Below are 18,541 nucleotides of genomic sequence, written 5' to 3'. Positions count from 1 at the left end.
GTACTTCCAGCGCTACGTCTCGCACCTGCCGGCGGCGGGGGAGATCGTCCTGTTCGACCGCAGCTGGTACAACCGCGCCGGGGTCGAGCGGGTGATGGGCTTCTGTACCGACGGCCAGTACGAGGAGTTCTTCCGCAGCGTGCCCGAGTTCGAGCGCATGCTGGTGCGGTCCGGCATCCAGGTCATCAAGTACTGGTTTTCCATCTCCGACGAGGAACAGCACTACCGTTTCCTCAGCCGAATCCATGATCCGCTCAAGCAGTGGAAGCTCAGCCCGATGGACCTGGAATCGCGCCGCCGCTGGGAGTCCTACACCAAGGCGAAGGAAATCATGCTCGAGCGCACCCACATCCCCGAGGCGCCCTGGTGGATCGTGCAGGCTGACGACAAGAAGCGCGCACGACTGAACTGTATCAGCCACCTGTTGAGCCAGATTCCCTACCAGGAAGTGCAACTGCCCGCTGTCAGCCTGCCCGAGCGGCAGCGCCACGAAGGCTACCGCCGGCATCCCACGCCGCTGGAGTTGCAGGTGCCGGAAGTCTACTGACCGGTAGCGGGCGCTTTCGCAGGATGGCGTGGAGTCGCGCCACCGGCGCGATTCGCACTCGGGGATCATTCACGCCAGGCTGCGCACCGTGCAGCTGCCGTCCGTAATGGCGTTGCAGAGGAAGTACGGCATCCATTCCTCCCAATGTCCCTTCGCCACTGGCGATTCGTAACGGCATAGCAGCGTGCCTTCGGCTTCGAACAGGCCCCAGGGCTGCAGCTCGCCGTCCTTCAGCTTGCTCGGCACCTTGATGCCCTGGTAGCTGACGTTGCAGCCGACATGGAAGGCTTCCATCCGCCAGCGCACCGGCTCGTGCGCGGGGAAGGGCTGCGCCTCCAGGAAGCCGAACAGTTCGTCATGGTTCAGCAGGCTCTGGCGGATGGTCGGCCACAGGCTGCGGCGCAGGAAGTACTGGTCGGCGAAGCGCGGGTGCGCCTTCTCATCCTTCAGGTACTGGGCGATCAGCTCGCGGATGCCCGGCAGGTTCGGGTTGTGACAGCCAGCCCACATGCCCGCCAGCAGCAGTTCGGTGTGGCTGAAGTAATCGCGCATGTGGTGATACCAGAAGCCACTCTGCAGCCACGCCTCAACGGCCGCACGGTCGCGTTCGGAGAGCAGCGAGTCGGCATCGCGCACCTGGAAGCGCGAGACTTCGCCGTCCTCCATCACCAGGAAGCGCCACATCGTCGGCGGGATCGAAGCGCGTGTCGCCGGGTCCACCAGCACCACCTGTGCCCCGGCTTTCGCCAGGCGATCCAGCACCGTCGGCGGCACCGATTCGTCCACGTAGAAGCGGCAGCGCCATTGCGGGAACAGCTCGCGTGCGGCCTCCACGTTCTTCAGCGCGCTCTCGCAATAGCGGGGGCGGGCACCGAACAGCGAAAACACGATCAGGTTGCGTTCCGGTCTCGAGCCGTCAAACGGCGGGGGCGGTGCATCGGGCAGGGGATAGGCGGGGAGCTGGCCGTACTTGCGATCCGCCACGCTCAGCGACAGGTTGCCGTAGCGGCGCACCAGGTCCTCCCGCTTCAGCCAGCCGCAAACCTCCGTCAGCCCGTCCAGCGCGGTGTCCGGCATCCTGTCTTCGCCCAGCGTATTCAGCAGCTTGAGATAGGTCTTGTAGGCCTGTTCGTAGTCTTTGGTGCGCATCAGGCACAGGGCATAGTCCGTCAGCAGCGTCGGATTGTTCGGCGAGAGCTGCAGCGCCTGACGCGCCACGTCACGGCCCTGGCGGTAATTGCCTGCCGCCAGGGCGGCGCGGAAGGTGGCGGCCAGCTTTTGGAACTTCTTCTCGACGGCAGACATGCAGAAACTCTCCAGGGCAGGAGGGCGGCGGGTATTTCTGCCCGGAATGAGCAGCCCGCGCGCCCTCGATTGCATGGAGCGCAAGGCTAGGGAGCGGGGGGAGAGGGCTCTATCGGATATTTCCTGCGCGCGGCGGCGATAAGTACGAAGTCTCTTCCGCGCCGCCGCTGTCTCCCGGCTAGCGGTGATATCGGCCCGCCACTATTCTTTGCCCGCAGGAAATCCATCGGGCCCTGAAGCCTTGTCAGCGGGTGATCGAATGAATCGAATCGGACTGGCGAGCTTGCTCGCCATGCTTGTCAGCGCACCGGGCCTTGCCGTCGAGTTCGCCAGAACGGACAAGGGCTGCCTGGTTCAGGACTGGAACGCCCAGCGCTCCAATCCCAGCTACATCTGGTCCGGCCAGTGCGTGGGCGGTTTCGCCGACGGCAAGGGCATCCTCTTGTCGCTGGTGGACGGCCAGGTGTTCTCCACCACCGAGGGCACCCTGCGCAAGGGCAGTTTCAACGGCCCCGCGGTGATCCAGTGGGCCAAGGGCGACCGCTACGAAGGCGAGTTGCAGAACGGCACGCTCAGCGGCCACGGCACCTATCGCTACCCGAATGGCACCACCGCCAGCGGCGTGTTCAGCAACAGCCAGTTGGTGCAGGCCGATGCCCCGGCTGCGCCGGCCAGTGGCAGCCAGAACGCCAGTGGCGCAGCGGCTTCCGGCGAAGTCGGCTCGGTCGACCTCTCCGGTGGCTGCCAGGCAGCGCAGCAGAAGGGCCAGGCCTACATGGAACGGCTCGGCCAGCAAGCCAACAACCAGGACCTTGGCATTTGCGGCTCCGCTAGGGCGATGCACAAGATCGGCGAGATGACCGTGCGCGTGGCCGAGCTTTGCCATGAAATCCCCACCTGGACGCAACTGCGTGACGAAGGCCAGCGCATCATCCGTGAAAGCCAGGAAACCATGGACGGCTCCTGCGGCTGAGGCCGCCATGAGCCTGGAGAGCGTGGAGCGCCGCGCTACCCATCGCGCTTGCGACCACGGTCCCGATGATTCGTCGGAAGGTTCGTTCCTGCCGGAACCGGCCGGGCAATTGGCCTCTTCTGGAAGGGCTGCGCAGCTCTCCCCATCCCTGGCTGCACGCGTCGCTTCGAAGAGAAAGGGTTGATCGCGCAGGGCCGGACGGACGCCGGGCCCTTGTTCGCGAATCCACTCGGCACTCCATTGAAAAAGCCGTCCCGAGGACGGCTTTTTCGTCAGTGCGCCAACCGGCTGCAATCAGTGCCAGAACAGCGCGATCAGGATGATGATCGGGATTGGAACGCCGAGGAAGTACAGAAGAATCGAGCGCATGATGTGCCTCCGGTCAGTGGGCAGGACGGGACTGCGTGGAATGCAGCGTGCGGGTATTGGTCAGCAGCACCACCGCATCGCGGCGACGGCCACCGTGGATGGCCAGGAAGCTGGCGAAGAAGGCGCCGCAGAGCAGGGCCACGAACATCCACAGCGCCGAGGCGGCGGCCACCTTGCGGGCGGTATCGGCCGCTTGCTGGGCTTTCAGCTTGGCCTGCTGCGCCGCGGCGAATACCTGGTCGATGCGCTGCTCGGCTTCGGCCTGGCTGATCTCGGTACGCTGGGAAACCACGCGGGCGAGATAGCTGCGATCGTCCGCGCTCAACTGCCCGTCGGCCAGGCCGCGCAGGAAGATGCGCGTGGCGATGGCATGGGCGGCGTCGTCACTGACCGCCACCGGGCGGTTATCGCGGAACAGCATGTCGATGAAGTACGCCGAGCCGTCGTCCGTGCCACTGGCGCTGGCGTTCGAACCCGCGGCAGCGGCGGCGGTGGTTGCCGCAGAAGCCCCGGCCTGCAGGCCGCCGCCGACGATATTGCTCACCGAGCCCACCACCAGTGTGGCGGTTACCAGCGTCGCCACGGCCCAGGCGAGGAAGCCGTGTGCGGTGTCGCGGAAATACACCTCGTCGTCATGCAGCGTTGCCCAGCGCGCGCGCAGGCGCCCGGCGATATAGCCACCCAGGCCCGAGGCGAGGATCTGCGTCAGCATCAGCCAGACGATGGTGGAAACGCCTATCTGCTTGAGCGTCGCGCCATCGCCCGGCCAGGGCGACACCGCGGAAAAGCCCAGGCCGAAGCCCAGGATGATCAGGATCAGGGACAGCGCCGCCGCCCCGGCGGCCCCGGCGAATACCGCCGCCCAGGACACCCCCGAATGGTCGGTGGTATCCACGGCAGTGGTGGCGTAGGCATCGGTCGTTGTGATCATTGTTGGCTGCTCCGTGAAAGAGAGGTGGAAGCCTCCGTCTTTCCGCTGCAGCGGATATGCCAGATGTAACAAAATAATATTTCTAGTCTAATCAATGACTTGGAAAATTTCGGCGGCCGATGGCCATGCAGATTGCAGGATCGGGCCCGCGCAGCGCCGCAGATTGCATGCTCGGGGAACGGCTGGCTTATAGTTTCTGCTACCCCAGCCAACGTACCTGACAGAGCAGGGCGCCCATGACCCTCGAACCCACCACCCTGCTATGGGGCGCTCCCGTGCTGATGCTGCTGGGCGGCTACCTGCTGACCCGCTGTATCGGCCGGTTGCGCCGCATCATCTTCCCGGCCGTGCGCCAGCGCTGGGCCGACGCCAGGCGGCCAGAAGTGGTCGCCTTGCCCTGCGCCGGGCGCTACGTCATCAACATCGTCTTCCCGGCCTTCACCATGGTCACCGGCACCGCCTATTTCTCCGCCGACTTCGCCATCACCGCCCGCGCCTCCGGCCAGCCCGTGCCGTACCAGCGCTATAGCCGGTTCAACCTGTTCAGCGTGCGGCGCAGCGACATGGGCGGCAACTCCAGCAACCCACTGGGCGAGTTCAGCTGCAGCGAACCCGGCGATTACCAGGTCACCTGCCTGACCCCGGAACACATCCGCCCCGGCTTCCAGCTGGAAGTCTCGCCCCATGTCTCGCCGGCCACCTTCGTCCCACTGATCCTCGGCACCATCCTTTCGGCCGCGATGACCATCGGCGGATTGGTCTTCACCGTCCTCAAGCTGACCGGCAGGCTCTGATTTTTGCGTGACGCCTCAGCAGGGAGGACAAGGCTGATGCTGCGCCGCGCCCTGCGCCATCACGGCAGATCCCATTCCATCCGCAGCCCGATTTCCCGACGAAAATCGTCCAGCGCGGCGATGAACTGATCGCGGTCGAACACTGCCGGTGGAATGTCGTAATACTCGGGAATGGGAGTGGGGTGGGTAATACACTCGCGCAACAAGCCGAAGCGCTCCCAGCGAACATGTTGCTCGTCTGCCACCTGTTTGACAGCGATCACCGCGCAGCTCAGGTCCAGGTCATCGGAGCGCACCAGCAAAGGCACGACCGTCTTCCAGCCCGGTGCCACGGAATACGATCGATCCCAGACCAGCTCTGAATCGGTATCGCTGTAGAGGCCTGCATGAGCGCAGACCAAATCGAGTTCTGCGCTTGCATCGTGTTGCGGCAACCAGACCTCCAGCGGCAGCCCGTCAATGCTCAGGGCTGGGTAAAAGTCCATGCTGTAGCGCGACTTGTACAGTTTGCAGGAGAGTCGATTCATTCGACGCTCCCGGCCAGGGATTCAGGATTTTCCAGCTCGAATCGACCGTCGCTGTGACGCCTGATACCCAGCCAGAGATCTTTTTCTGGCTCGAAGCGCTGCAGCGAAATGGGCGATTCCTTCCAAGTGTCGAACTCGTCGTACAACATCTGCCGCCAATCGAAATCCGGATTCCACGACATCGTGTAGGACACTAGGCCGCCGCCTTCTGAAATATGGATCGAGAAAACATCCAGTGGCGAGCCCATTCTCGTCGCCGACTCCAACACTCGCCACAGCTCAGGATCGCCCGGGCGGAGCGTCAGCTGAGCGAAGGCGATGACTGCATCGATGTCGTTCCATGCAGCCTGTGCCAGTGGCAGCGCGACCTGGAGGGATGGTTCTGGTGGTTCACTGGAGGGGTGCTCGACATAGATCAGTCGCGATCCGAACTGAAATTCACACTGATGGACGCCGGGGCTGGATTCCCAGTGGCCGATCATCTGCGCTGTGAGCAATTCGATGTGCATGGGTGTGCTTCCGTGCGATCTGTAACAAGCCTCGCACCATATCGCAAAGCCAAACCATTGGCTGCTCCGCTGAAGCGGCTGACTGGGTACAGCGCTGATGCGCGGCTCATACCCTGCCCGTGTATCAGGTCCGCAATCGCTTCGCCCAACCGCGCCACCCGGTGCGCCCGACAATCGGCGAGCGCCCGCCGAGCACGCGCGGCAAGTCGCCGAAGCTCACCCAGAGATCGTCCTGCCAATCCAGCACTCGCAGGCATTGCCGTTCGAACTGCAACTGCACATGGCGTGGGCCGCTGGCCTTGAACTGGCTGCGCACCTGCGGCACCACCGTGCCGCTGATCCAGCGCCGCAGCGAGCCGTAGTCCGGCACGTTGAACAGCACCAGCGCCTGGTACACGGCGGATTCGCTGATCAGCACCTGGTCGAGTTCCAGGCCGTCCTCGGTCAGCAGCCGTTCCTGGCGAATCTGGTCGTCGGCCATACGCATGGCCATGCGGTCTTCGTGCGTATAGCCGGTCACGCGGCAGAAATCGGGAAGGAGGAACCAGACCTGATCGTCGATCAGCAGGGCGCGCAGGGTGCGGCGATTGCGGAGGAAGGGGAGTGGGGTGGGCAGGGATGAATCGTCCATTTCAGTCACATCTCTACTACGAGCAGACCACCTACGGACGATGTTGGATCAGCAGCCACATGAACCAACACGCCGCGTTCCGGTGGACGGCCCAATTGGCTGGGCCGCCGATACAGATCGGCGATTGTCTCTAGGGTTTCGGGCTGCTAATCCCGGCCCCGCTTTATCACGGGGCGGGTGAACGATAGAGGGAACAAACTGAGGCAGACAAGAGACGCGATGGGTACAGTCCGCCTCGGGGTGAAACTGCATTGCCTGTCTCAGTATTGCAGTCGATGCTGCAGCCATTTCGTTCGTGAAAGTTGTGGGGCTTGCTCTAGCGTCACGTTCAATTCGCGCGCTCAGCTCTGAGTTGTTCAATGTTGCGCGACTTGCCGCCGTTGCTCTTGTAGTCACTCCAGTACTCTTTCATGTCCTCCTGGCACTGCACGATCTGTTCACCTGCCTGACGCAGATTCAGCTTGTTCACGAAGCCGGACGTCGCGCCCACCTTCTTCTCGTAAGTGATGGTTTCGCGCGCTTCCTTGATGCGTAGATCGCAATCAAGGATCAAGTCGGCGGAGATATTGCGCTGTGCTTCGGGGGAAGCGGCGTACTGGCGCGCTTCGGCGTCCTTCGCGGCGAAGTCGCGGGCAGCCAGTTGTTCCGAGGTGGGATTGTTGTTGGCGTCCTTCAAGTACTGCACGGAGACTGGGTCTTCGATCGGTTTGCTATACACCTGGGCGCGGATGGACTTCCAGAAAGTGCTGCCGAAGCGAGTTTCCTTCTGTTTTGGCGCCTGGCTGGTCATCTGGTAGCTGGTGGCCGTGAGGTACGGGATTCCGTTGGCAGTAGTGTGTGTTGTGAGTTGAAGCACGGCGCTGACGGTCACCCCTGCGGCCCACTCGTCCTGCGAGAGATTCTCGGTGACCTTGATCCACTGTGCCTCGCCACCGATTGGGTTGCCGTCGAGGGTGCACCCGACTCCGAGGCGGGGCAGGTCGCTATCGCATTTGTGCCGCACCTCCTCCAACGGGGCCATCACCAAATATTCCTGGGCTGCTTGGGCGCTAGCAATCGGGATTAGCAGAGCAGTAGTCACGGATAGGAGAGAGCTGCGTAGGAGGCTGTACATGAACGGTCCTTGGTGCACTATTGGGCGCTGAATTTGTAAGGGCTTCAGCCGAAATGTCTTTCGCGGTGGCAGTTAGGGCAAAGCGCAATGGCGTTCTCAACCGTGTCGTCCCCGTGCTGGGCGAGCGGTATCCGGTGGTGTACCTCTAGATAGGGTGAGCTGTCCGATTTGCGCTTGAAGGGGGCAGGCTCCTTACAGCCCTCGCAATGCCCTTCTGCACGCAGCAATACCTCGGCGACTACATCAGGGTTGCGGTTAAACACCACCGTACGGACGGTTTTCTTGCTCGGTTTCTTTGGGGCTTTTGCCAGACGGCCCCGTCGCTGCTCGGTTGAGTCCTGAAGCGCTTTCTGCACGGATTGCAGGAAGTCGTCTTGGACGAGCGCGGCTTCGTTCAGCGAGCTGTGCCGATATTCCGCGTACATCACCAGAGCGCGGCGATACATGTCCTTCCCGCGTGTGTTGAGCGGCAGGATTTCCTCAGTTGGATCGAACGTCTGGCAAGTGTCGGCGAATGCCGCACTGGTCTTGATATCGCCCAGCGAGAAATCGCCGTTATTGAAATGCGTAGCCATCCCTTGTAGGCGCCCGTCGATGGCACCGGTGTAGTGTTTGATGGTCTTGGGGCTTTTGCCTTGGGCAATCAACCAATCGTGAAACGTCATCTATCGCCAACTTTTTTGCCGCTGAATTTCAGTTACTGCGTCTCTATGAGTTGGGCGGGACTATTCCCCGCCCACCCCATTGCGCTGATGCCGATAAACACTCACCGCCTCATAAACCGCCTTCCTCAACCGGTTGATCCCGCCAATCGGCTGGTGCTCCGGCAGGGCATGCCACGGGTTGTAGGAGATGTTGTCGCAGGCGAGGTTCTGCTCGCGGCTGTCGAAGTCCTGGGGCGGGATGCTGACGGTGGCGACTGTCTGGAAGGGGGCGTCGGATTCGCTCCATTCGACGCTGGTGTCTTCGATGGGCATGTATTTGCTCGGGTCCTGTTTCTGTACTTGCAGCGCGAAGCAGGCGGGGACGCGGTCGACCGAGAGCTGCTGGTACATGGCGGTGCGCAGGAAGTTGGGTAGTTTTTCGTTGAGCTTGGGTAGCTGGTAGGCCGGGCAGCCTTCGGTCTGCGGGATGACGCGGAACTTGATGTTGTTCGCCTCGCCCAGTTTGTACGGCGCGATGCCGTTGTAGCCGGTTTCGAAGGGGCTGTCGGGCGCGGGGGCGAGGGTCTGCAGGGCGATGACCAGGTGGCGGATTTCCCAGGTGCTGGGCTTCCAGCTGGGGAAGAAGGCGGCGACCTTCTGGCCGCTGGCTTGCGCGGCGAAGTTCTGCCGGTATTCGGCGACGTCGCGGACGAAGAACACCGGGTGGTTGAACATGACGAAGTCCTGCTCGGTGTCGTGGCCCTTGCCGGGCATCAGCTTGGCGCCGGGGACGTCGAGCAGTTTGATGGCCATGCCGCGGGCGTCGCGGGCGCTGTCGAACTGCGGGTAGGCGTTGCCGTTGGAGAAGCGGACCATGGCCTCCCACTTGTGGCCGGGCTCGGCAAACACGCCCTGGCGCAGGCCGGGGGCGATGTCGCTGGCGACCGTGACTTCGGCCTTCACGCAGCCGTGGGCCTTGGCGTGGGCGTCACGCAGGACGCGGGTGTTGTCGCGGTGCTGTTCGACGATGCGCACGGCGTCTTCGATGATGGCCTGGGTGAGCTGGGCTTCGCCCGGCGGGATTTCTTCCTGGGCGGAGACAGGGCCGGAGAATTTCCAGGCGTAGTAGAGGCTGCCGATGCCCCAGCCGAGCAGGCCGATGGCAGCGATGGCGAGCAGCAGACGGCCGAGCCATTTGCCGAGGAAGAGCCAGATTCGGGTGAGCAGGGAGCGCATGGCACGGGGTCCTTTGGTGTTTTCTTTTTTTGGAGGGGATTCCGTTCCCTGGCCCGTGCGGGCTTGCTGTGGAGCGTTTCCCTCTCCCTAGCCCTCTCCCTGAAGGGAGAGGGGATGGGGCGGTGTTTCGGTGGTGCTTGGGAGCGGGCGGCTGGCCCTCACCCCAGCCCTCTCCCAGGGGGAGAGGGGGCGGATCGGTGTTACAGGTTGCTGCGGAGCCTAGGGTTGCCTGTAGGAGCGAGCTTGCTCGCGAACCCGCTTCACTCTGGAGCGGTGGGGAGTCTCTTCGCGAGCAAGGACTAGGCGTCCCCCTCGGTCCTACAAAAAAACAAAAGACAGTTCAGCGCTGGCCGGTCATTCGCACTTCGGCCCGGGCGTCCACGGTGGGGTGGGGACGTTCGGGTCGAGCTTGTTTTCGTATTCGGCGTTGCCCAGCACCTTCAGGTATTCCACCAGTGCCCAGCGTTCTTCCGGCGACAGGGCGCGGCCGATGACGCCGTCCTGGCGGCAGCCGTCGCGGAATTCGTGGCCGCGGTTGCTGTTGCCGGTGACGCTGGTCTTGTAGAGGAAGCCGCCGGGGAAGCGCTCGGTGCGGTAGCCGGCGAACTTGGGGTCGTACTCGAAGCTGCCGACCCAGAACTGCGCGTCGCGCTCGGCCACCGGGGAGAGCATCTGGAACAGGTTGGGCACCGAGCCGTTGTGCAGGAAGGGCGGGGTGGCCCAGATGCCGTCCAGCGGGCGGGCCTTGTAGGCGCGCAGTTCCTGCACGCCGATGGGCAGGCCGTAGCCGTTCATTTCCTGCTGCTGTGGCTCGCTGATGTGCGCGTCGCGATAGGCGCGCTGCTCGACGAAGGCGGTGACGTAGGCCAGGCCCTTGGCGGCGGAGATTTTCGACAGGTCCAGTTGCACGTCGCTCTGCGGGTAGAGGTGGACGTTCATGCCCTGCAGCTCGTCGGTCTTCAGCTTCAGCGCGCGGATGTCGAAGGTGTGGTCGGCGATGTTGTCGGCGGTGGTCGGGTCGGTGCCGATTTCCTTGGTCGGGACCAGCTTCATGCGCCACTCGGGCACGCGCGCCGGGGCGATGTAGTCCTTGGCGCCGGGCTCCTTCACGTGCGGGCCGTGGCAGTAGACGCAGTTGGCCTGGAACAGGGCGCGGCCCTGGGAGGCTTTCTTCAGGTCGATCTCGCCGAAGACGTCCTTCGGCCAGGCCGGCGGCTTGAGCTGCTTGAGGGTTTCCTCGAGGGTGTAGAGGTCGCGCAGGCGCACGCTGGAGGCGTAGCGCTCATCGCCCATCACCGGCTTGCCGTCGCTTTCGAACATGCGCAGGGTGGCGCCGACGCCGAGGGCTTCGCCGATGTTGCGCGCCATGGGCTGCATGGCCGAGCCGTTCCACTGCACCCAGTCGAATTTCCAGATGTCCCACACCTGCGGGTAGTTCACCGGGGCGTTGGCGACGCGGTAGTTGGAGGCGTCGATGCCATCGCCGAACACGCTGTTGGCGATGCGCCCGAAGGCGTCGGCGCGGCCGGGGCCTTCCAGAGTCGGGTAGAGGCCGCGGTGGGTGTCGTTCCAGGCGGTGGAGACGAGGGTGCCGAGCACGTTGCGCACGTCGCGCTTGAGGGCGGCCTTGCCCTTGGGATAGCGGTCGCCCAGTACGCCCTTGGCGAAGCGGTCGAACTTCCACGGTACGTAGTAGGTGGAGGCGAGGCTGGCGCCCAGCGCCTGGCCGAACGCGCCGCCGCGCAGGGTGGGCACGGTGGAGGCAATGGAATGCATGGCCGCGCCGCCGTCGATGCGGATGGCGGTGCCTTTATAGCGCAGCTCGCCGGTGTGGCAGGCGGAGCAGGTGATGTCCAGGTACCAGGCGCCGGTCTCGCCGTCCTGGTGGCGGGCGAAGCCGACTGGCAGGTTGCCGGGATTCTTTGCAGTGGCGGCCAGGGTGTCGTCGGCGGCGCGGCCGATCTGCTCGGGCTCGATGAGGAAGCCGAAGCGCGCGAGGTTTTCCGGGGAGGCGAACTTGTCCTTGTTGAAAGGCTGCTCGAGGTGGGTGAACCAGTCGTAGCGCAGGCCTTTCACCTGGGTGCCCTGGGGCGTGTAGTAGTAGGTTTCGCGGTCCTCTTTGGACCACTGCTCCTCGAGGTGGATCATCTTCTGCGGCGGGGTGTATTCCGGCAGATTGGGATGCGCGGTGTACCAGGCGATGACGCCGCCGACGAGCAGGAGCAGCAGCAAAATCGCCAGTAGGACGCGTCCGAGAATGCGCATCGAAACTTCCTTGTTATGTGTGCGAAAAAGATTCGGACGTTTATGCCAACTGCGTGACGGATTGGCAAGGTGATGCCGCACTGAATTCAGGGTTTTTATGGCGGGTTACGGGGGCGGTGGAGTAATTCCGAGGGAGGCAGCATGGGTATCGCTGCGCTCCACCCATCCTACGGAAACCTGGTGGATAGCAGTCAGACCCACTCGTAGGATGGGTGGAGCGAAGCGATACCCATCGTCTTTCAGGCAAGCGCCTAAGTCGCGGGGCGCAGCTCCATCAGCAGGCTCAGGCAGATCACCGCGCCGATCAGCACGCCGACCACGCTGGCGATGATCAGCGGCCAGCGCAGGCCGGGGCTGTCGTCTTCGTCATCGGGCAGGCGCGCATGGATGGCGGGCCAGAGTTCGTCCGGGGGCGGCAGTTCCGGCCAGGGTTCGTCGCTGGGCGGCGGGGAAGGGTGGCCGGCGAGCTGGTAGAGCAGGGCGATCATCCAGTCCAGCGCGGCAATGCGCGTGGGATGGTAGCGGTCGGCGTCGGTCCAGACGTGGAGGAAGGTGTCGATGAGCAGGGCGTCGGCCTGCGTCTGATTGGCCTTCAGCTTCAGCGCCAAGGGGTAGAGGCGCGGGGCGGTGCAGCGGTACAGCGTGGCGAAGGCGCGCGCGTCCCCGTCGCCGCTTTCGGCGAGCAGGTAGCTGAGGAAGTTGGCTTCGTCCGGGTCGATGGCGGCCTCCGGCGGTGTCGCGGCGAGCGATGTGGCTGGAGGGTAAGGATAGATCGCGATGTTTTTGTAGGAGCGAGCTTGCTCGCGAACCGCCCAGCAGCGGATCTCCCGGCGAGGTCCTGTTCGCGAGCAAGCTCGCTCCTACAACTTAGGGCTACCGACGGAGCCTCCCTGCAGGAGCAACTGTCTTCTTCGGGGAAGTTCGTACCACTGAATTCCCCTCACCCCAGAATCGTAGGGCGAATAACCTGGAACAGGTTATCCGCCTGCACTTGAACGGCGGATAACGCTGGCGCGCTATGCGCCCTACAGGCCTGGGGAAGCGCCGTCAGGCTACGTCCTCGAACGGCAACCCGACATAGTTCTCGGCAATGGTCGTGCGCCCGGCCTCGGAGCCGAGGAAGTAGTCCAGCTCGGTCTCCAGCATGCGCCGGGTGAAGGCGTCGCTGTCGGGGAACTGGTGCAGCATCGAGGTCATCCACCAGGAGAAGCGTTCGGCCTTCCAGATGCGCCGCAGGGCAATCGGCGAGTACTGCGCCAGCAAGTCAGTGCGGCCGTCGGCGTAGACCTTCAGGAGGATTCGGTGCAGGGCATCGACATCGCTGGCCGCCAGGTTCAGTCCCTTCGCGCCGGTGGGCGGGACGATGTGCCCGGCGTCGCCGACCAGGAACAGCCGGCCGTACTGCAGCGGCTCCACCACGAAGCTGCGCAGCGGGGCGATGCTTTTTTCCAGCGACGGCCCAGTCACCAACTGGCGTGCAACGTCCTCGGGAATACGGCGTTTGAGCTCGTCCCAGAAACGCCCGTCAGACCAATCCTCCACCTTCTCATCCAACCCTACCTGCAGGTAGTAGCGGCTACGGGTGGCGCTGCGCTGGCTGCACAGGCTGAAACCGCGTTCGCTGCTGGCGTAGATGAGTTCGTGGCTGACCGGCGGCGTGTCGCTGAGCAGGCCTAGCCAGCCGAAGGGGTAGACGCGTTCGAAGACGCTCAGGCGATCGGCGGGAATGCTGCGCCGGGCCACGCCGTGGAAGCCGTCGCAGCCGGCGATGTAGTCGCAGTCCAGGCGCACACGCTCGCCCTGATGGGTGAACGTGACGTAGGGCTTTTCGCTGGTGACGTCGTGCAGCTCCACGTCAGCCGCTTCATACACGCTCATCGCACCGCTGGCCGCGCGGGCCTGCATCAGGTCGCGGGTGACTTCGGTCTGGCCGTACACCACCACCTGCTTGCCGCCGGTGAGGGCCTTGAGGTCGATGCGCTCGCGGCGGCTGTTGGGCACCAGCTCGAAACCGTCGTGGAGCAACCCTTCGGTGTCCATCCGCGCGCCGGCTCCGGCTTCGCGCAGCAGGTCGGCGGTGCCCTGTTCGAGTACCCCGGCGCGGATGCGGCCGAGTACGTAGTCGGGGGTCTGGCGTTCGAGAATCACGGTGTCGATGCCAGCCTTGTGCAGCAGCTGGCCAAGCAGGAGGCCGGCAGGGCCGGCGCCGATAATCGCGACTTGGGTCTTCATGGCGTGGCTCCTTGGAGAGCGCTGTTGTTTTTGTCTCCTGCATTTTTTGTGGATGGGATCGGTCTTTGAAGGTAATTTCCAACAGTCTTCTTGGACTTTTCATGGATGCGGGCGGTGATCGAACAACGTGCTGACAATCCGGTCCCGGTGTTCCGCCTGTATGGCGAAACGACGGTTTGGCCGACGCCGGACCTGATCCACTGCGAGTCCATCGCCTCGCGCAGTCGCCTGCATGACTGGGAAATCCGCCCGCATCGCCATGGCGACCTGGTGCAACTGCTCTACGTGCAAGCCGGTGCGGCGGAGCTGGAGGTGGAGGGGCAGCTGACGCTGATCCGCGAGGCGTCGCTGCAGGTCACGCCGGCGCTGGCGGTGCATGGTTTTCGCTTCGCCGAGGACGTGCAGGGCTGGGTGCTGAGCATGGGCCTGCCGCTGGCCGAACAGCTCGGCAGCCTGCTGGAAAGCACGGTGCTGGAGCAGCCGGCGTGCTTTGCCGTGGGCGAGGGCAAGCGTCACCTGGATGCGCTGTTCGAATCCATCGACCGCGAGTACGCCGGGCAGGCGCCGGGTCGCGACCTGATGCTGCAATCGCTGCTCAACATGCTGCTGGTCTGGCTCAGCCGGCGGGCGCTGGAGCAGTCCCGCACGGAGGCAAGCCAGCAGGATCGCGGCGTCGAGCATATGCAGGCGTTCTCCCGCCGGCTGGAGCAGGATTTCCGGTTACATCGGCCCATCGAACACTACGCAGCGGCGCTGGGCATCAGCGCCGCGCACCTTAATGCGTTGTGCCGGCGCCTGGCCGGGCAGTCGGCGCTGCAGATGATCCACCAGCGGCTGCTGCTGGAGGCCAAGCGCAACCTGGTGTACACAGCCATGACCATCCAGCAGGTGTCGGACAGCCTGGGCTTCTCCGAACCCGCCTACTTCTCCCGATTCTTCAAGCGCTACGCCGGGGTTTCGCCCCGCGCGTTCCGCGAGCTGCGTTGAGCCGCCATGAATATCGATTCGCGTATCAAGTTCCGCCACCTCGTGTGCTTCCTCGAAGTGGCCCGCCAGGGCAGCCTGGCCCGCGCGGCGGATGCCCTGGCCGTGAGCCAGCCGGCCATCTCGAAGACGCTCAAGGAGCTGGAGGACCTGCTCGAAGCCAGCCTGTTCGAGCGCGGCAAGAGCGGGGCCAGTCTTACGGAAGCGGGAGTAGCCTTCCTGCGTTACGCCGGCCCCTGCGTGCAGGCGCTGCGTGACGGCGTGAACAGCCTACGCGGCGGCGAGTACGCCTCCAGCACGGTACGTCTGGGCGTGCTCTCCACCGTCGAAAGCCTGCTGATGCCGGAGACGGTGCGGCGCCTGCACGAGCGCCACCCGGCGCTGGTGGTCAGCGTGGTGACCGGGCCGAGTGCGCACCTGCTCTCGCAATTGCGTGTGGGCGAGCTGGACCTCGTGGTCGGTCGCATGACCGAAAGCCCGCAGATCCAGGGCCTCACTTTCGAGCACCTGTACAGCGAGGCTATGACCCTGGTGGCCCGCGCCGGTCATCCGCTGCTGGGTCGCCCGCTGCCGCCCTCGGCGCTGGACGACTGGCCGCTGGTGCTGCCGCTGGCCGGCACCACCATTCGCAAGTCCGCCGACAGCCTGCTGGTGCAGAGCGGCCTCGGCCAGCCGCGCCAGAGGCTGGAAACCCTGTCCACGGTGCTCAGCCGCCGTTATGTATTGACCAGCGACGCGCTGTGGATCGCTCCGCTGGATTCGGTGCGCCTGGACCTGCGCTCCGGCGAGATGGTCGAACTGCCGCTGGATGTACAGGAGCCGGGCGGTTCGGTGGGGATTTGCAGCAACTCGACGCTGCCGCTTTCCCTCGGTGCGCACTGGTGCCTGGAGGTACTGCGCGAGGTGGGAGAAGCCTATCGCAATGGGACTTATCCATAACCTGATGGTTATGGATGGCGGGCATCTTTTCAGTTTTCCAGTTCGGATGAGCCGGCGACACTGCGTCGCACTGCCTGATGCAACAGGCTCCTATAAATCCAACAAGAGGAGACCGACATGTCCGACGCGGAGAACAGCCGCTTCGTCATTCGTGACCGAAACTGGCACCCCAAAGCCCTCACGCCCGACTACAAGACCTCCATCGCCCGCTCGCCGCGCCAGGCGCTGGTGAGCATTCCGCAATCGGTTTCCGAAACCAGCGGCCCGGACTTCTCGCAACTGAAGATGGGCGAGCACGACAATGACCTGCTGCTCAACTTCAACAACGGTGGCCTGCCCATCGGTGAGCGCATCATCGTTTCCGGCCGGGTCATGGACCAGTACGGCAAGCCCGTGCCACATACCCTGGTGGAGATGTGGCAGGCCAACGCCGGCGGCCGTTATCGCCACAAGAACGACCGCTACCTCGCGCCGCTGGACCCGAACTTCGGCGGTGTCGGCCGTGCGCTGACCGACAGCGAAGGACGCTACGTCTTCCGCACCATCAAGCCCGGCCCGTATCCCTGGCGCAACGGCCCGAACGACTGGCGCCCGGCGCACATCCACTTCTCCATCAGCGGCCCGTCGATCTCCACGCGGCTGATCACCCAGCTGTACTTCGAGGGCGACCCGCTGATTCCGATGTGCCCCATCGTCAAGTCCATCGCCAACCCGGACGCGGTGGAAAGCCTGATTGCGAAGCTCGACATGAGCAACGCCAACCCCATGGACTGCCTGGCCTATCGCTTCGACATCGTGCTGCGCGGCCAGCGCAAGACCCATTTCGAGAACAAGTGAGGAGGACCGACCATGCCTATCGAACTGCTGCCGGAAACCCCCTCGCAGACCGCCGGTCCCTACGTGCATATCGGCCTGGCGCTGGCTGCTGCGGGAAACCCGGCCCGTGACCAGGAAATCTGGAGCGAAATGGCCAAGCCCGGTGCGCCCGGCGAACACATCCTGCTGATCGGCCATGTGTATGACGGCAACGGCCACCTGATCCGTGATTCCTTCCTTGAGCTGTGGCAGGCGAATCACGAAGGTGTGTATGACACTGATTACGACCTGGAAAAGCCCTTCAATGGCTTCGGACGCACGGCAACGACCTTCGATGCTGGCGAGTGGCAGGTGCAGACCATCAAGCCCGGTGTGGTGAAAAACGCTGCCGGTGTGCCCATGGCGCCGCATATCAACATCTCGTTGTTCGCCCGCGGTATAAACCTGCATCTGCAGACGCGGCTGTACTTCGAGGATGAGGCGCAAGCGAACGCCGTGGACCCGGTCTTGAATCTGATCGAGCAGCCCGAACGTCGGCAAACCCTCATTGCAAAGCGTTGCGAGGTGGACGGGAGGCTCGCTTACCGGTTTGATATCCGCGTCCAGGGAAATGCGGAAACGGTGTTCTTTGACTTCTGATACACGACTACATGAGACATCCGCCGAGCCGGTCGCCGACCGCGTTCGGCGGCACTTCGCGGCCGCGCTCGACGAGCGCGGCTATCGGGCGGACGAAGCGCAGGTGACGGCGGTGGACCACCTCGCCACCTGGCTCGACGACTTCCTCGCCGGCCGCCATGGCTTTCTGCGCAAGCCGGTGGCGGGCGTCTACCTGTGGGGCGGCGTCGGGCGTGGCAAGAGCTTCGTCATGGACCAGTTCTTCGCCGCCGCGCCGACGCAGGCCAAGCGCCGCGTGCACTTCCATGCCTTCCTGCAGGAACTGCAATCACGCATGTTGGCGATCACCGGGCAATCTGACCCGCTGGTGCGCGTGGCCCGCGCCATCGCCGAGGAAACCAAGCTGCTGTGCTTCGATGAATTCCACGTGCACGACATCGGCGACGCCATGCTCCTGGGGCGGATGCTGAAGGTGCTGGTGGATGAAGGCGTAGGCCTGGTCTGTACGTCCAACTACGAACCGGAAAATCTCTGTCCGAACCCGCTGTACCGCGAGCGCTTCCGTCCGGCCATCGAGCTGATCGAAAAGCGCTTCGACGTGATATCGGTGGATGCCGGCCAGGATTACCGCGAGCACAGCACGTCGCTGGAAGAGTGGGGCAGCTTCCTCTGGCCGGCCCGCGCGGATGATCTGGAGCTGATCGGCTCGCGCCTGGGGCTGGCTGCAGACGCGAAGTTCGACGAGGTCTTGAGCGTCAATCACCACCCGCTGAAGGTACATGCCCACGACGATCACTGCGCGTGGATGGACTTCAGCGAAATGTTCGAGCGCCCGCGCTCGGCCAGCGATTACCTGTGGCTGATCGAGCATTTCCCGCGCATGGCGGTGAGCGGTCTCGGCCCGCTGGCGGACTACCCGCCGGACGTGAGCATGCGCTTCCTCAACTTCATCGATATCGCCTACGACCGGCAGCTGAGGCTGCAATTGTTCGCCACGGTGTCGCTGGACGAGTTGGCTGCAGGCGGGGCGGCGCTGGACTTCTCGCGAACGCTGAGCCGGTTGCGGCAGTTGAAGCTGGAGCCGCTGTAGGCGGTCGCGCGGGCCGT

The 18,541-nt window shown here is 64.1% G+C and carries 18 protein-coding genes and 1 pseudogene; 8 read left to right on the top strand and 11 right to left on the bottom strand.

Features of this window, described 5'->3' with window-relative positions; translation table 11 throughout:
- Positions 1–547: pseudogene (locus A6723_RS19400) on the top strand (polyphosphate kinase 2); the annotation flags it as partial.
- 69 nt (positions 548–616) lie between these two features.
- On the opposite strand, the gene A6723_RS19395 reads toward A6723_RS19400, so the two are convergent.
- The gene (locus A6723_RS19395; protein ID WP_054907683.1) at positions 617–1,852 is read right to left on the bottom strand and encodes a tetratricopeptide repeat protein; all 1,236 of its coding nucleotides are present in this window, start codon (positions 1,850–1,852) and stop codon (positions 617–619) included.
- A gap of 259 nt (positions 1,853–2,111) precedes the next feature.
- On the opposite strand from A6723_RS19395, the gene A6723_RS19390 reads away from it, so the two are divergent.
- Positions 2,112–2,825, top strand: a complete 714-nt coding sequence (locus tag A6723_RS19390) for a hypothetical protein (protein ID WP_082450569.1) — start codon at positions 2,112–2,114, stop codon at positions 2,823–2,825.
- Between the two features lie 382 nt (positions 2,826–3,207).
- Here A6723_RS19390 and A6723_RS19385 read toward each other — a convergent pair whose 3' ends face one another.
- Complete coding sequence (locus tag A6723_RS19385; RefSeq protein WP_054907681.1) at positions 3,208–4,125, bottom strand: hypothetical protein; 918 nt, start codon at positions 4,123–4,125, stop codon at positions 3,208–3,210.
- A 236-nt stretch (positions 4,126–4,361) separates the two neighbouring features.
- Between A6723_RS19385 and A6723_RS32290 the strand changes: the two genes are divergently transcribed.
- Positions 4,362–4,919, top strand: a complete 558-nt coding sequence (locus A6723_RS32290; RefSeq protein WP_218187771.1) for a hypothetical protein — start codon at positions 4,362–4,364, stop codon at positions 4,917–4,919.
- 59 nt (positions 4,920–4,978) lie between these two features.
- On the opposite strand, the gene A6723_RS32450 is transcribed toward A6723_RS32290, so the two are convergent.
- From A6723_RS32450 to pobA, 9 genes are all read right to left on the bottom strand, one after another.
- A complete protein-coding gene (locus A6723_RS32450; protein ID WP_256233660.1) occupies positions 4,979–5,446 on the bottom strand; it encodes a hypothetical protein in 468 nt (155 codons plus the stop codon).
- Positions 5,443–5,955 (bottom strand): hypothetical protein, encoded by a 513-nt coding sequence (locus tag A6723_RS19370; protein ID WP_054907680.1) that lies wholly within the window; start codon positions 5,953–5,955, stop codon positions 5,443–5,445. The genes A6723_RS32450 and A6723_RS19370 overlap by 4 nt, the downstream gene beginning before the upstream one ends.
- A 124-nt stretch (positions 5,956–6,079) precedes the next feature.
- Positions 6,080–6,586 carry a BRO family protein gene (locus tag A6723_RS19365; RefSeq protein WP_054907679.1) on the bottom strand — a complete coding sequence of 169 codons (507 nt, stop codon included), beginning with the start codon at positions 6,584–6,586 and terminating at the stop codon, positions 6,080–6,082.
- 328 nt (positions 6,587–6,914) lie between these two features.
- Positions 6,915–7,607, bottom strand: coding sequence for a hypothetical protein (locus tag A6723_RS19360; protein ID WP_054907678.1), 693 nt, complete (start codon positions 7,605–7,607; stop codon positions 6,915–6,917).
- A gap of 137 nt (positions 7,608–7,744) precedes the next feature.
- The gene (locus A6723_RS19355) at positions 7,745–8,365 is read right to left on the bottom strand and encodes an HNH endonuclease signature motif containing protein (RefSeq protein WP_054907677.1); all 621 of its coding nucleotides are present in this window, start codon (positions 8,363–8,365) and stop codon (positions 7,745–7,747) included.
- 60 nt (positions 8,366–8,425) lie between these two features.
- On the bottom strand, positions 8,426–9,580 hold the full coding sequence (locus tag A6723_RS19350; protein ID WP_054907676.1) for a catalase family protein: 1,155 nt from the start codon (positions 9,578–9,580) through the stop codon (positions 8,426–8,428).
- Positions 9,581–9,934: 354 nt separating this feature from the next.
- A complete protein-coding gene (locus A6723_RS19345; protein ID WP_054907675.1) occupies positions 9,935–11,845 on the bottom strand; it encodes a di-heme-cytochrome C peroxidase in 1,911 nt (636 codons plus the stop codon).
- A 251-nt stretch (positions 11,846–12,096) separates the two neighbouring features.
- Positions 12,097–12,453, bottom strand: coding sequence for a hypothetical protein (locus A6723_RS19340; RefSeq protein ID WP_054907674.1), 357 nt, complete (start codon positions 12,451–12,453; stop codon positions 12,097–12,099).
- Between the two features lie 439 nt (positions 12,454–12,892).
- A complete protein-coding gene (gene pobA / locus A6723_RS19335; RefSeq protein ID WP_054907673.1) occupies positions 12,893–14,077 on the bottom strand; it encodes a 4-hydroxybenzoate 3-monooxygenase in 1,185 nt (394 codons plus the stop codon).
- Between the two features lie 117 nt (positions 14,078–14,194).
- Between pobA and A6723_RS19330 the strand changes: the two genes are divergently transcribed.
- The 5 genes from A6723_RS19330 to zapE all read left to right on the top strand — a co-directional run bounded on the left by A6723_RS19330 (position 14,195) and on the right by zapE (position 18,524).
- The gene (locus tag A6723_RS19330; RefSeq protein ID WP_371914066.1) at positions 14,195–15,064 is read left to right on the top strand and encodes a helix-turn-helix domain-containing protein; all 870 of its coding nucleotides are present in this window, start codon (positions 14,195–14,197) and stop codon (positions 15,062–15,064) included.
- A 6-nt stretch (positions 15,065–15,070) separates the two neighbouring features.
- Positions 15,071–16,000: a pca operon transcription factor PcaQ gene (pcaQ, locus tag A6723_RS19325; RefSeq protein WP_054907671.1), complete on the top strand. Its 930-nt coding sequence runs from the start codon at positions 15,071–15,073 to the stop codon at positions 15,998–16,000.
- Between the two features lie 117 nt (positions 16,001–16,117).
- On the top strand, positions 16,118–16,837 hold the full coding sequence (gene pcaH / locus A6723_RS19320) for a protocatechuate 3,4-dioxygenase subunit beta (protein WP_054907670.1): 720 nt from the start codon (positions 16,118–16,120) through the stop codon (positions 16,835–16,837).
- A gap of 12 nt (positions 16,838–16,849) precedes the next feature.
- A complete protein-coding gene (gene pcaG / locus A6723_RS19315; RefSeq protein ID WP_054907669.1) occupies positions 16,850–17,455 on the top strand; it encodes a protocatechuate 3,4-dioxygenase subunit alpha in 606 nt (201 codons plus the stop codon).
- Complete coding sequence (zapE, locus tag A6723_RS19310; RefSeq protein WP_054907668.1) at positions 17,445–18,524, top strand: cell division protein ZapE; 1,080 nt, start codon at positions 17,445–17,447, stop codon at positions 18,522–18,524. Before pcaG ends, zapE begins: the two co-directional genes overlap by 11 nt.
- Positions 18,525–18,541 lie beyond the last annotated feature (17 nt).

This window comes from Pseudomonas sp. AU11447, from assembly GCF_001672555.2.
Taxonomy (GTDB): domain Bacteria; phylum Pseudomonadota; class Gammaproteobacteria; order Pseudomonadales; family Pseudomonadaceae; genus Pseudomonas; species Pseudomonas nitroreducens.
This window is presented reverse-complemented; position numbering and strand designations above follow the sequence as displayed.